General features: G+C 34.6%; 11 protein-coding genes. 6 read left to right on the top strand and 5 right to left on the bottom strand.

All coding sequences use genetic code 11. The features are described from left to right. Together J1D01_RS07430 and J1D01_RS07425 are read left to right on the top strand one after the other, a co-directional pair. A complete protein-coding gene (locus J1D01_RS07430; protein WP_421150370.1) occupies positions 1-1,728 on the top strand; it encodes a hypothetical protein in 1,728 nt (575 codons plus the stop codon). A 181-nt stretch (positions 1,729-1,909) separates the two neighbouring features. Beyond that, positions 1,910-2,773 carry an AraC family transcriptional regulator gene (locus J1D01_RS07425; protein WP_372937414.1) on the top strand — a complete coding sequence of 288 codons (864 nt, stop codon included), beginning with the start codon at positions 1,910-1,912 and terminating at the stop codon, positions 2,771-2,773. A 125-nt stretch (positions 2,774-2,898) separates the two neighbouring features. On the opposite strand, the gene J1D01_RS07420 is transcribed toward J1D01_RS07425, so the two are convergent. The 4 genes from J1D01_RS07420 to J1D01_RS07405 all read right to left on the bottom strand — a co-directional run bounded on the left by J1D01_RS07420 (position 2,899) and on the right by J1D01_RS07405 (position 6,742). Then, entirely contained in the window at positions 2,899-3,345 is a 447-nt protein-coding gene (locus J1D01_RS07420) for a LexA family protein (RefSeq protein WP_372937795.1), read from the bottom strand. 106 nt (positions 3,346-3,451) lie between these two features. After that, on the bottom strand, positions 3,452-4,708 hold the full coding sequence (locus tag J1D01_RS07415; protein ID WP_421150369.1) for a Y-family DNA polymerase: 1,257 nt from the start codon (positions 4,706-4,708) through the stop codon (positions 3,452-3,454). Between the two features lie 47 nt (positions 4,709-4,755). Next, on the bottom strand, positions 4,756-5,202 hold the full coding sequence (locus J1D01_RS07410; RefSeq protein ID WP_372937793.1) for a DUF3157 family protein: 447 nt from the start codon (positions 5,200-5,202) through the stop codon (positions 4,756-4,758). Between the two features lie 43 nt (positions 5,203-5,245). Next, positions 5,246-6,742 (bottom strand): PLP-dependent aminotransferase family protein, encoded by a 1,497-nt coding sequence (locus tag J1D01_RS07405; RefSeq protein WP_421150368.1) that lies wholly within the window; start codon positions 6,740-6,742, stop codon positions 5,246-5,248. 75 nt (positions 6,743-6,817) lie between these two features. Here J1D01_RS07405 and J1D01_RS07400 point away from each other — a divergent pair, with 75 nt between their 5' ends. From J1D01_RS07400 to J1D01_RS07390, 3 genes are all read left to right on the top strand, one after another. Next, the gene (locus J1D01_RS07400; RefSeq protein WP_421150367.1) at positions 6,818-8,638 is read left to right on the top strand and encodes a TonB-dependent receptor plug domain-containing protein; all 1,821 of its coding nucleotides are present in this window, start codon (positions 6,818-6,820) and stop codon (positions 8,636-8,638) included. A 65-nt stretch (positions 8,639-8,703) separates the two neighbouring features. Then, on the top strand, positions 8,704-9,570 hold the full coding sequence (locus tag J1D01_RS07395) for a cupin-like domain-containing protein (RefSeq protein WP_421150366.1): 867 nt from the start codon (positions 8,704-8,706) through the stop codon (positions 9,568-9,570). Positions 9,571-9,625: 55 nt separating this feature from the next. Next, the gene (locus tag J1D01_RS07390) at positions 9,626-10,117 is read left to right on the top strand and encodes a DUF6646 family protein (RefSeq protein ID WP_421150365.1); all 492 of its coding nucleotides are present in this window, start codon (positions 9,626-9,628) and stop codon (positions 10,115-10,117) included. Between the two features lie 659 nt (positions 10,118-10,776). Here J1D01_RS07390 and J1D01_RS07385 read toward each other — a convergent pair. Beyond that, complete coding sequence (locus tag J1D01_RS07385) at positions 10,777-11,253, bottom strand: regulatory protein RecX (protein WP_421150364.1); 477 nt, start codon at positions 11,251-11,253, stop codon at positions 10,777-10,779. Between the two features lie 82 nt (positions 11,254-11,335). Between J1D01_RS07385 and J1D01_RS07380 the strand changes: the two genes are divergently transcribed. After that, positions 11,336-13,693, top strand: a complete 2,358-nt coding sequence (locus tag J1D01_RS07380) for a T9SS type A sorting domain-containing protein (protein WP_421150363.1) — start codon at positions 11,336-11,338, stop codon at positions 13,691-13,693. The last annotated feature ends 19 nt before the right edge of the window (positions 13,694-13,712 follow it).

Below are 13,712 nucleotides of genomic sequence, written 5' to 3'. Positions count from 1 at the left end.
ATGAAACTAAATAAATATATAACTTGGGTTTTTGGTATTTTGTTATTTGCAGTAGTATCATGTAGTAATGAAGATGCAAGTAACCCCGTATTAACAGATACAGATTTAAAAGTTTATTTCTGGGGAGAAGGCGATAATGTTACTGGTATTGCCTGGGAAGGTTACGATGTTTTAATAGGAGAAACATTAGATTTACAATTACAAGTCTCACCAAAAGACGGAACAACCGTAAAATGGGTTGATGATGAAACCGGTGAAATACTAAGTGATAATCTTGAGTTTACCTATGCACCAACCCAAGAAGAATCTAAACGCGTTAATTTTATTGCAACTCGCCCTTCGGGTTATGAAGAAATAGTTGTATTTAACTTTAGAGGAAACCTAGATGGTTATACTAGTAAAATTAACGAATGGCAATCTGTATTAATTCCACAAGGAACCCAAACCGGAACATTTACAGTAGAGTTTGATATGATTCCTAGCAAAGATATTATGAACGGTGTTGTTGGTGTTTTAGATGGTATAGCATCAACCTATTCAAATAATTCTTGTATAGTAAGACTAAATCCTTCTGGGAAAATTGATGCCTATAATGATACCGGTTACGAAGCTAATAACGAGTTAGAATATCATGCAGGTGTAACATATCACATTAAAATGGATATTGATGCGGTTAATATGAGCTATGATATTTATGCTAATGAACAAGGCGGTGATGTGGTAGAAATAGGAAAAGACTTTAAATTTAGAAATAAAATTACGCATTTAGACTACTGGTCTATGGTAGCCGATAATTTCAATTTAGCAGACCCAGGTACACATAGGGTTTTGAATATGGAAATTACTACCCATACTCAAAATCAGGCTCCTGTATTTTTAGATGTAGAAGATGTTGAGTTAGCAGAAGGTAATGTTTTAGAAGTAGACATTGAAGCAGTAGATCCATTAGGAGGTACTATGGTTTTAGAAGCAACAAACTTACCGCGTTTTGCAAATTTTGTAGATCTTGGGTATGGAAAAGGTAAAATAACTTTTAGTCCGTATGATAACTGTGGTGGCTGTGATTTAGGACTTTATGATATTAATATAGTAGCAACTAATAGCGCAGAATCATCTAACTTAAATTTTACAGTTGAAGTTGTAGATCCTAATGCTGCTTTTGATATTAAAGTAGATTTAGCCGATGCAACCATTTGGGGAAATGGAGCATTAGATGCCACTTGGACACAACTATTTGGAGGGCATGTAGCAACTGGAGTTGGAGGTGATGATCATGTAGTAGGGGTTATGCCTTTTGCTTTACCAAATGTGCCCGCAGGTAAAAGAGTAAAATCTGCTGTATTAACAGTTAATGTAGTAGCTAATAATTCATGGATTTCTGTAGAATACGATGTTTATGCTATTGATGCAAGAGCAACTTCAGAGGTGTTGGCATCCGATTTCTTTTTAGGCGATTTTGATACCGATCCTAATGCCACAGGCATTCAAAAAGGGTTTATAAAAAATGGCGATGCTATAGGAGAGTTTGTAATGGATGATACATCGGGTGAAGCTTTAGCAACTTTTATGAATAATCAATACCAAAATGGAGCCACTGCAGGACAGTTTTTATTCCTTAGAATAAGTGCCAATAGAAATGATATGGATACCTGGGCACATTTACAGTTTGATAGTGGAGAGGTAACTGATACAGCCCCCGTTTTAACAGTTACTCTAGAAGATGAATAATATTTCTTAAAATTCTTTTTAAACAATAATAAAAACCTTAAAACAATATTTATATTGTTTTAAGGTTTTTTTACAATTATACTAGTCATAATTTAAGTGTTTTAACATAAGTATGCTTAAGAGATTAATCACTAAACCTTTTATTGGTTTTATGGTTCAAAATATCTACATTTGATTAGCTATGGATAATTTTTTTCATTATTTATCAGAAGATTCTGAGGTAGAGAGTTGGGGTATATATGTACCTACATGTGGCTATCAACATATACACCCTGGAGAAAATTACCCAGTAGAAGGCCATCCAGAAACCCATGATTTTAAACAAGAAGTAGGTCGTGTACTACCTGGGTGTTATCTTGTGTATGTGCCAACAGGAAGAGGTTTCTTTGAAACCAAATCAGGGAAATGGGAAGTAAATCCAGGCGATGTTATGGTACTTTACCCGGGCGAATGGCATAATTATAGACCCTCTAAAAATACAGGGTGGGAAGAATATTGGATTGGTATTAGAGGCGAAGTTCTATCAAATAGAATTCTTAAAGATTTATTTCCGAATGGGACATCGTATGTAAAACACTTAGGATATCAAGAGGAGTTAATATTTTTATTTAACCATTCTTTACAACTTGTTAAAAAGCACAGTGCTGGGTTTAGAAAAATATTAGCAGGCATTGTAATACAATTAGTAGCCTATGTTTTATCTCATGAAGATGAGGAAACTGGCAGTCGAGAACAACAACTTTGTAAAAGTGTTATAGAATATATAAGAAAAAATCTTAATGCTAAAATAGATTTTAAAAAATTAGCTAGCGATCATCATTTAAGTTATAACAGATTTAGAACTGTCTTTAAAAATAATACAGGAGTATCGCTTCAACAATACCTAATTCAAGAACGCTTAGAAAATGCTAAACGTTTAATGATTAATACAGATCTTTCTCTTAAAGAAATATCAGCTAAAACAGGTTTTAATTCGTTATTTTATTTTTCAAAAATATTTAAAAATAAAATGGGGTATTCTCCTGGACAAATTAGGAGAAAATAAAATTATTTACGTAGTATTTTTAGGTATAAAAAAACTTGTTTTACTTATAGAGTATCCATAGGGCATCTATAGGAGTGAATAGTGAATAGTGAGAAGTGTGACCCGTCCTAAAATAGCTATACAGGTTACACCTTCTTAATCACATTAGTAACAATACCCCAAATAATAAATTCGTTTTCTGGTGTTATTTTAATAATAGGGTAGTTAGGGTTTTCTGGTTGTAGCCAAACCTCATCTTTATCTACTCTTAGGCGTTTTACGGTAAATTCTCCATCTAAAAAGCAAACAGCTATTTTATTGTTTTCGGGCTCTAAGCTGCGGTCTATTACCAATAAATCATTGTCGTCTAACCCTGCATTTATCATAGACTGCCCGCTTACGCGTGCAAAAAAGGTGGCTTCTTTGTTTTTTATAAGTTCTCTGTCTAATGATAAGCGTTGTTCTTTAAAGTCTTCGGCAGGTGATGGGAATCCTGCTGAAATGCCAGCATCAACAAATAAAGCACCTAAAGAGTCATCATGAGCGTCTTCGGGTGTGAAGAAGGTTAATTTTTCAGATTTATGTAAAATCATTTTTTCTAGTGTTTTTTGCGTTAGGGATTGAACGGTTTGTTTGAGCTCCTTGTAGAGAGCGAGTAGTGAAAGCCCGACCCTTGTGGTAACGCCATAAAGATACTAATTATTTTACTTTAATAATATCATTAATATTAGTAGTGTATCTTGGAGATAGGCGTTCTTGACGCATTTTCCAAGTGCGTTTTAAATCTTGGTTGGCTAGTTTTATTTTATAATCGCCATATTTGGTGTTTATATTATCAATAGACTTCATTAAAGGTTGGTGTTTTGGGTTTTCTTTTTCAAACATATTAAGTTGAAAATTGTTAGTTGGTACTAAACCAGATACTATAACCCCTGCTTTTTTGTATTTTATATTTTTTTTAAAGATAGTGGTTACGGCTTTTACGGCTTCATTACTAATTACTAATGATGAATTGGTAGGGTAGGGTAAATTTATGACGGCACTACCCCGGTGTTGTTTATCATCTTTTTTATGCCTATCGCTACTTAGAGTTACATATATAACATAGCAACTAGAGCCTTGTTTACGTAGTTTTTCTGCGCAACTTGTGGCAAAGGTTGAGATGCGTTCTTTTATATAGTTTACATCATCATACGAAAAATCAAAACTACGTGTGGTGGCTATGGCGCGTTTGGTTTTTACCTCGTCTAGTTCTAGTTGGGGTATGCCTTCTAATTCTTTTTTTAGTTTAAAACCTGTTGAGCCAAAGTTTTTGCGTACCCATGCATCAGGTAGGTTAACAAAGTCTATGGCTTTTTCGCAACCTTTGTGTTTTAATTGTTTTTGTAGGCTTCTGCCAATGCCCCAAACGTCTTCTAATTTAATCCAGTTTAATGCTTTTAGGCGTTTTTCTTGTGAGTCTATAACATAAACGCCACCAGTTTTTTTAGGGAATTTACGAGCTATTTTATTGGCTACTTTACTTAAAGCTTTTGTTGGGGCTATACCAACACATGTGGGAATGCCTGTCCATTTTAAAATGCGTTTTCGTATTTGTTGACCGTAGTTATTAAACTCAACATATTTAAAGCCTTTAAACGCTACAAAAGCTTCGTCTATACTATATACTTCTACATCTGGAGAGAATTGTTCTAGTATTTTCATTACCCTACTACTCATATCGCCATAGAGTGGGTAATTAGAAGAAAACACAGCAATGTTGTTTGCTTTACAGAAGTTATCCCATTTAAAAATAGGGGCTCCCATGGGCAAGCCTAAAGCTTTAGCTTCATCGCTTCGTGAGATAACACAACCATCGTTATTGCTAAGAATAGCAATTGGTTTTCCTTGTAAATTAGGGTTAAAAACACGTTCGCAAGAAGCATAGAAATTATTACAATCTACTAGTGCAAACATACCTTGTAAAGATACAAGAAAATGCAGTTGAAAGGAATATTAAAAATTTAAAAAACCTCTATTTTTTTTGCAATATTATGTCCAACACGTTTGTAAGTTACTACGGTACCGTTGGCACAAAATTTATAGGTTCCTGTTTTTTTAATTTCTTTAGCATAAAGCAGTATAACATCATCTACAGTACACTCAAAATCGTTAGCTACTTTTTGTTTAATGTGCTTTATGGTGGCGCGTCCCTTTTTTAACTGATTTTGAATTTTCTGGTTTAATTTAGGTTCTTCAAAACCGGGTTGTACGCTACAGGTGTTGTCTTTTGTTTCTGCTATTTTTGTTTCGGGGGTATGGTCTTTAGGAGCTACTAAATCAATGTATTCCCAAGTAAAGTCGGCTTTAAGTAAAACGCGTCTGCCATCTTCGGTTTTAACAATGTAGTTGTTTTGAGAAAAGGCAGTTAAAGTGATAAAAAAAAGGAAAATACAAGCTAAATATTTCATGAAAATTAAAATAAGGTTTAGCTCAAAAATACAACTTTATTTTTCATTCTTGGTTTTTAAGTTCATTATAAGCTTCTCTTAATTTTTCAACAACAATCTTAATTTCCTCCTCGTTTAAATGCCCAAAGCCAAACCGAATAGCGCAGGTATTTTTATCTTGGTATAGAATTGTTTTTGGTAAAAACACATCATATTGTTCTGCTATTTCGGCAAACTTTACTAATGAAATTTTAGGTTGAAATTGTAGCCACAGGGCTAAACCACCGTTGGGGATTTCAAAAGATATTTTATCTTTAAAATATGCTGAAAGGTATTTGTACAAACAATCGCGTCGTTGTTTATAAACCACAATGTTTTTTTTCATGAGGCGATAAATTTCACCCTCATAAATTAATTCTGAAAGCATTTGTTGCTGTATAATATCGCCTTGTAAATCAAGTAATTGCAAATAGTTTTTTGCTTCTAAAATTAAGTTTTCGGGTGCTACCACAAAACCTGTTTGAAAGCTTGGAAATAAAGATTGCCCTAGTTTTCCCAAATAAATGACCATACCATTAACATCGGCACTTGCTAGGGGTAACATGGCAGAACCTTCAAACTGGAAATCGAAATCGAAATCATCTTCAATAATGGCAAACTGGTGTGTTTTTGCTAATTCTAATAATTCTAATCGGCGTTTGGCACTTAAGGTTTTTGTAGTTGGGTAATGCCTATTGGCGCATACATAAACACACCGTATTTTACCTTTTATAAAATGCTTTTTTATATAAGCAACATTTAAGCCCTGTTCATCTACAGGAATGGTTTTTATAATGGCACCTGCTTGCTGAAAAATCATATTAGAGGCGTAACTACTTAACTGGCCAACCAAAACAACATCATTGGGTTTTATGAGTAATTGAGACACGATATACAAACTCATTTCGGTACTTCGTGTACTTAATAAGTTGTTTGGTTTAATATGAAAACCCCTTGTAGCGTTTAAATAATTACAAATTTGAGTTTCAAAGGTTGAATGTAAAGTGGTTGTTTGATTCCATTTTGAAATTAACGATTTTCGTTTCATAACCGCACTGTACCACCTAGAAAACTGGTGTACAGGGTGCAACCTTAAATCGGGTTTACCATCGTTAATACTATATTTGGCGTTGGTTTGTTGAAACGTGGAAGCCAAATGTAGCGCCGATTGAAACGGAAATCCCGTGGTTTTAGAATAATCATACACCTTATCAATATGTTGTGTGCTTGCCTTTATGGGGGCAGTACTTTGTTCGGGTACTAATACAAAGGTACCTTTGTTGGGTATAATCTCTACCCAGCCTTGAGAAGCTAGCTCATCATACACAGCAACGGCTGTATTTCGGTGAATGTTTAATACCTTACTAAATGTTCGGGTACCCGGTAAAACCGTTCCTTTTGAAAGATACCCGCGTTGAATAGCATTAATAATTTGTTGCGCTATTTGAATATATACCGGATTGGTGCTTGATTTCTCAAACTGAATTAATTGTTCTATGAGTCTTGTAACCGGACTATTCATTGTTTTAAAACTGGACTATTTTACTCGTCCGGAAAGTTACGACTTTTGCAGCGTATTAAAAATGCAACTCGTGTTATGAAAACTAAACTTATTTTATTAGCTATTTTAATGTCTTGTTTTTTAGGGATTTCTCAAGAAAAACCACAAAAGCAAAATTTAGATACCGTAGTTATTGCTTCAACTAGAATAGATTTGCCTTTTAAGGAAAACTCAAGAACCATCAATATTATTTCTTCTGAAGCTATTAAAAACAGTGCCGCTACCAATATTGCCGATTTATTACAGCAAGTGGCGGGGGTAGATATAAGACGACGCGGAACTGCTGGAAGTCAAGCCGATTTATACATACGTGGGGGTAGTTTTGACCAAACCTTATTACTTATTGATGGTATAAAAATGGACGATGCCCAAACGGGGCACCACACCATGAATGCTGCGTTACCCATAGAAGTTATAGAGCGCATTGAAATTATAAAAGGGCCTGCCGCCCGTGTGTTTGGGCAAAATGCCTTTACGGGTGCTATTAACATTGTAACTAAAAAAGAATTAAAAAATAAAGTAGCTGTTAAAGTTGAAGCTGGTTCTTTTGGGCAGCTAAATGGCGGGGTTACTATTGGTACAGATTTAGAAAACTCATCGCACCTTGTGCATATTGAAAAAGTTACTTCTGAAGGGTATCGATACAATTCAGATTATGATAATAGTAGCTATTTTATAAAAAGTATTTTTAATAAAAACAAACAAGCTATAGAAATGGTTACTTCATTTCAAGATAGAAAGTTAGGAGCCAATGGTTATTATGCCAGTGCTAGTGCGGTAGATCAATATGTAGCAACACAAAACAGTTTAATTGGTTTTTCTACAGCATTTAAAACCGAGAAATTAACACTTAAACCAAAAGTGTATTGGAGGAGAAACCAAGGCGAGTTTTTGTATGTAAGAAGTAATCCTACCGGCTATAGAAATTTACACATTTCAAATAAAATAGGCGCAGAACTTAACGGAAGCTATACCTCTAAAGCAGGCATTACTGGGTTTGGGGTAGATGTCTCTAAAATTTATCTGGAAAGTAACAACTTAGGAAGCAGAAATAGATTTATGACCACGCTATTTTTAGAACACAGATTTAAAGTTTTTAATGATAAGCTAGATGTTACCCCTGGAGTTGCTGTTACTTATTTTTCAGATTTCGATTTTTATGCGTTTCCTGGTTTAGATATAGGTTACAAAATAAATGACGCCTTGAAAGTTTACGGAAATATAGGTTATACTTATAGAGTGCCTACTTATACAGATTTATTTTACACCAGTCCTGATACCGCTGGTAATCCTGATTTGGAAGTTGAAGAGGCTTTTGCTCAGGAAATTGGAATTAAATATTTTTCACCAAAATTTTCGGGTTCTGTAGCCGTTTATAATAGAGATGCTCAAAATTTAATAGATTATATTCGTCCTAATACCACAGAAACCGTTTATACAGCCACTAATATTACCGATGTAAACACAAAAGGATTAGAGGTTGAAGCCGCTTATCATTTCAAACTAAATACATTTAATCAAACATTGGCTGTTGGGTATAATTTTTTAGATGATGATATTTTAAACCAGAATAAAGAATTATCGCGTTATTCATTAAACACCTTAAAGCATCATTTTACAGCACGTTTAAGTACGCAGCTGTTTAAAAATATAAGTCAGAATATTATTTATAAACATGCCGAAAGAACTGTAGGAACAAGTTATAATGTTTGGGATGCTTCTGTAGCAGTTAATATTAAACAGTTAGAATTAATGGTTACAGCCAGTAATATTTTTGATGCCGATTATATAGAAACTGGTTTTGTGCCTATGCCACCAAGTAATGTGTTGTTTGGCTTACGTTATAATTTAAACTAACCGGGTTAAAAATTTGTTAATAATTGGTAACGTTTTCTTAACTTTGGGAATCTAATTTTACCAATTTGAAATTGAATCTGCAAGATATTCCTAGGGTAAAAACCATTACCAAACAGGAGTTTATAAAACACTATTTTAAGCCTCAAAAACCAGTGGTTATTGAGCAGCTTATTGATGATTGGCCAGCATACCATAAATGGCGATTAGACTATATAAAAGATATTGCTGGAGATATTACAGTGCCTTTGTATGATGACAGACCCGTAGATTACAAAGACGGGTTTAATGAGCCTCATGCTAAAATGAAAATGGCCGATTATATTGATTTGTTAAAGCGCGAACCTACTAAATACCGCATTTTTCTGTGGAATATTTTAAAAGAAGTGCCGCAACTGCAAAACGATTTTAAATTTCCAGACGTTGGTTTAAGGCTTATGAAAGGTATTCCTATGCTGTTTTTTGGTGGCGAAGACTCACATACCTTTATGCATTATGATATAGATTTAGCTAACATTTTTCATTTTCATTTTGAAGGTAAAAAGCAATGTATTTTGTTTGACCAAAATCAAACCGAATTCCTCTATAAAATACCACACTCTTTAATTACCAGAGAAGATATAGATTTTAAAAACCCCGACCTTAAAAAATGGCCCGCACTTAAAAAGGCGCAAGGGTATGTAACCCATTTAAGTCATGGTGAAACCCTATACATGCCAGAAGGTTATTGGCATTACATGCGCTATATAACTCCTGGATTTTCTATGAGCTTACGCGCTATTGCCAGAAACCCCAAAAACTTTAGTAAGGCCCTTTATAATATTTTAATAATGCGCCATTTTGATAATGCTATGCGCCGTATAAAAGGCCAAAAATGGATAGATTGGAAAAACCAACAAGCCATTGTTAAAACCCATAAACAATTAAATATTTAAGTTTTTATTTACAAAACTTGTAATATATTTGCGCTCCTAAAAATTAAAAGATATCATGAAAAAGATTTTATTATTACTACCATTATTTAGTGTATCATTAATTAACGCTCAAGCTTTTTTTGGTAAAGGCGATGACAAGTTTCAAGTAGGCGCTAACTTTCAAGATAACGCCACTGGAATTAACGTAACTTACGATTTTGGTGTGGGCGAAAACATATCGTTAGGGTTTTCATCTACCTATGCTTTGGGTGTAGATGAATCTTTAGATGCTAGCTTTGGAGACCGTTTTGATATTAAAGCCCGTTTTAATGCCAACTTAGGTAGCGTAGTTAATATTGATGATAATTTTGATATTTACCCAGGTTTACACGTAGGGCTTAAAAACTTTGGCGGCCATTTAGGAATGCGTTACTTTTTTTCAGATGGGTTTGGTTTGTTTACAGAATTAAACACGCCATTTGCTAAGTATAATACCGATACTTTAACAGCCGAAGAAAAAATACACAACCAGTTTACAATTAGTGTTGGTGCTGTTTTTGGATTGTAAGGCTGTTTAAATAGCATAACGTTTTTGTTAGATTGGGATATGTCAATTTCGACAAGCTCAATTTGACAAGGTTGGTTTGGAAGGATTGGTTTTTGGCTGTGTCAATTTCAACAAGCTTAATTTGATAAGTTAGGTTTGGAAGGATTGGTTTTGGATATTTAGGACGACTCACCACTCACTTCTCACAACTCACTACTCACTATTCACTTCTCACTCCTATAGATACGTCAATTTCAACAAGCTCAATTTGATAAGTTAGGTTTGTAAGGGTTGATTTTGGATGTGTCAATTTCGACAAGCTCAATTTGACAGAATCAATTTGACAAGGTTGGTTTGGAAGGATTGGTTTTGGATATTTAGGACGACTCACAACTCACTTCTCACTTCTCACAACTCACTATTCACCACTCACTTCTCACCATTCACTTCTCACCATTCACCACTCACTATTCACAACTCACCACTCACTATTCACTTCTAACTCCTATAGATACGTCAATTTCGATAAGCTCAATTTGACAAGGTTGGTTTGGAAGGATTGGTTTTGGATATTTAGGACGACTCACAACTCACAACTCACAACTCACTATTCACTTCTCACTCCTATAGATACGTCAATTTCGATAAGCTCAATTTAACAGAATCAATTTGATAAAGGGTTACTCAGTAAGTTCTTTGGCTTTTTCGTACACCAAATCACTTTCCCAGCCTCTATACAACAGATAGTCTATTATTTTCTTTCTTTTTTTAAACTTATTGGGTTCTTTAATAGAACGTGCTTTTTTTTCGGCTAAATCGTTAAAAACCTCGATATACTCCGTGTCCGATATTTCTGCAAGTGCTTGATTTATATTAACTTTGCTGATGCCTTTTTGCTTCAATTCGTAAGCCAAACGGCGTCGGCCCCAAGCCTTAATTTTAAACTTGCCGCTTACAAATGTTTTGGCAAAACGTGCTTCGTTTAAGAAGTTATGCTCTAATAGGTGTACAATAATAACATCTATAGCTTCGGGTATCATATGCATATCTTCTAGCTTTTGCCTAACTTCTTTATGGCAACGTTCTTGGTACGCGCAATAATGTTCTAGTTTTTTTGTAGCCTCTTGTACCGTATATGTATTTTTTTGTTGCCGCATAAGCACCAAAAATATAAAAGCATTAGCAGTTTTAAAAGTATAAACATAAAACCCTAACAACAACAAACAACTAATTAACACCATGAAACAACTAACCACCATTATAACCTTGCTTTTAGCTTTAAATTTTAGCTTTGGGCAAACAACTTTAGCTGAAGGAGATATTGCTATAACAGGTGTAAACCTTGATAATAATGACCAGTTCTCTTTTGTGTTACTAAGAGATGTTACAATTGGTACAGAAATTCATTTTACAGATGAAGGTTGGTTAGATACAGGTGGATTTAGAGGAACTGGTGAAGGTTCTTTAACCTGGACTGCAACTACAGGTTTGTCTTGCGGAACGGTTGTTCTTATAGAAAGAGTAGGGAATAATTTATATTCGGTTAATATAGGTAGTGTAGCTACTTTAGAAAATGGTTTTAATTTAAATAACACAGCTGATCAAGTTATCGCTTTTCAAGGCTCTGTAACAACACCAACATTTATTTATGCTGTTCATTTAGGTAATACAAATGGATGGAGTGATGCTATAGATACTGAAAATAGTGCTATTCCTGCTGGTTTAACAGAAGGAGTTAATGCTTTAGATCTTGGCAGTTTAGAAAATCAAGTATACAATTGTGCAGTTCAAAATGGTCAAGCTGAAATACTTTTGGCTTTAGCTGATACAGCTAATTGGTCTGGTTCAAGTTCAGCTAGACAAATTTTAGGCGGTTGTACATACACATGTAACGCGCCGGCATCATGTACAACTACAGTAACTTATAATGGAGGTTGGAGTGGAGCGCCAGATTTATCAACCGAAGTTATTATTGCTTCAAATTATGATACAGCTTCTGGTAGTTTTAGTGCGTGTAGTTTAACGGTTAATGCAGGAGTTACTTTAACAGTAAGTGATAATAGTTTTGTCGAGGTTGAAAATGATGTGGTTGTAGACGGAGATTTAATTGTTGAAACACAAGGTAATTTTGTACAAAATGATGATAACGGTTCATTCACTTTAAATACTGGAGGTATAGCAAGAGTTAAAAAAACAACACCAGTTAAAGCAGAGTGGTATTATTATACCTATTGGAGCTCACCTGTAGTAGATGAAACTATAGAAAATGTATTTCCTGATGTTCCTACTGGTAGGCGTTTTTATTTTGATGCGGCAAATTATTTAGATGCAGATGATGATGGTGTTGAAGATAATGGAGGTGCTTGGGCAATTGCATCTGGAACCATGACACCAGGTGTTGGGTATGCTGCTACAGAGGGAACTTTATTTCCAGGGGGAGCAGCAGGAACAGCTTCTTTTGAAGGTGAATTTAATAATGGAATCATTGAGGTAGATGTATATAATAACCCTGCTAATGGTGATTCTTGGAATTTAATAGGTAATCCATACCCATCGGCTATAGATTTTATTGCGTTTCAACAAGCAAACTCGTCAGTTATTGATGGTACTGCTTATTTTTGGTCGCAAGCAAGCCCCCCAGACGCAGGAAACACTGGTAATGAAGTTTTAAATTTTAACACTGCCGATTATGCAGTGTTTACAGTAGGAGCTGGAGGTGGTGTTAAAGGAGGAGGCTCTGATACACCAGATGGTTATGTGGCTTCTGGTCAAAGTTTTTTTGTTGCAGGCTTAACTAACGATAAGGCAACGTTTACTAATGCTATGCGTATGGCAGATGACTCAAGTAATAATTTGTTTTTTAAAAGAAACACTTCTAAAAAGTCAACGGCTGTAAAAGATAACAAGTTTTGGATTGACTTAACATCAGATAACGGTGTGTTTAAAGAAATTTTAGTTGCCTATGTTGATGGTGCTACTAATGCTAATGATGGGATGTACTATGATGCTCCTAAGATAGCTGTAAGTGAAGCGGCAAGTTTATTTTCTAAAATAGAAGGTTCAAACCAAGCATTTGCTATTCAGTGTAAAGCCGCTAGCAGTTTAAACGAAGAAGAAACCATAGCATTAGGCTTTAAAACTAATATTGATGTGCCTACTTTATATACTTTATCTTTGGCTGATATACAAGGCGATTTTTTAAGTGGTAGTCCGGTATATCTTAAAGATAACTTGTTAAACAAAGTGCATGATTTATCGGTTTCAGATTATACGTTTACCTCAGAAGTTGGTGAGTTTAATGAGCGTTTTGTTATAGGGTTTAGCAATAACACTTTATCTACAGACACCGCACTTACAAATGACAGTAGCTTAAAAATAGTGGCTTTAGATAATGATTATGTTCAGTTTAGTACCTCTAATGATTTACAAATAAAATCGGTTGCTATTTACGATCTTTTAGGTAGAGCGCTTTATAATTTTAAAGGTAGTAGCAGTTCTGAAACCTATAAGTTATCAAACTTAAAAAGTGCTGTGTTTCTTGCTAAGGTAGAGCTTTCTAACGGTGCTGTAATTAGTAAAAAGGCGGTTAAAAAGTAGTTTGTTGTTGTGTTGAAAC

It is taken from the genome of Seonamhaeicola sp. NFXS20 (genome assembly GCF_049132085.1).
GTDB lineage: Bacteria > Bacteroidota > Bacteroidia > Flavobacteriales > Flavobacteriaceae > Seonamhaeicola.
Note: the sequence above shows the minus strand (reverse complement) of the source record. Positions and strands in the feature narration are given on the sequence as shown.

What these genes read in the sequence shown, in the direction of transcription:
- J1D01_RS07420 (WP_372937795.1), bottom strand. Translation starts at nt 3,345, where the DNA reads ATGATTTTACATAAATCTGAAAAATTAACCTTCTTCACACCCGAAGAC.
- J1D01_RS07405 (WP_421150368.1), bottom strand. Translation starts at nt 6,742, where the DNA reads ATGAATAGTCCGGTTACAAGACTCATAGAACAATTAATTCAGTTTGAG.
- J1D01_RS07425 (WP_372937414.1), top strand. Translation starts at nt 1,910, where the DNA reads ATGGATAATTTTTTTCATTATTTATCAGAAGATTCTGAGGTAGAGAGT.
- J1D01_RS07430 (WP_421150370.1), top strand. Translation starts at nt 1, where the DNA reads ATGAAACTAAATAAATATATAACTTGGGTTTTTGGTATTTTGTTATTT.
- J1D01_RS07415 (WP_421150369.1), bottom strand. Translation starts at nt 4,708, where the DNA reads ATGTTTGCACTAGTAGATTGTAATAATTTCTATGCTTCTTGCGAACGT.
- J1D01_RS07385 (WP_421150364.1), bottom strand. Translation starts at nt 11,253, where the DNA reads ATGCGGCAACAAAAAAATACATATACGGTACAAGAGGCTACAAAAAAA.
- J1D01_RS07410 (WP_372937793.1), bottom strand. Translation starts at nt 5,202, where the DNA reads ATGAAATATTTAGCTTGTATTTTCCTTTTTTTTATCACTTTAACTGCC.
- J1D01_RS07380 (WP_421150363.1), top strand. Translation starts at nt 11,336, where the DNA reads ATGAAACAACTAACCACCATTATAACCTTGCTTTTAGCTTTAAATTTT.
- J1D01_RS07390 (WP_421150365.1), top strand. Translation starts at nt 9,626, where the DNA reads ATGAAAAAGATTTTATTATTACTACCATTATTTAGTGTATCATTAATT.
- J1D01_RS07400 (WP_421150367.1), top strand. Translation starts at nt 6,818, where the DNA reads ATGAAAACTAAACTTATTTTATTAGCTATTTTAATGTCTTGTTTTTTA.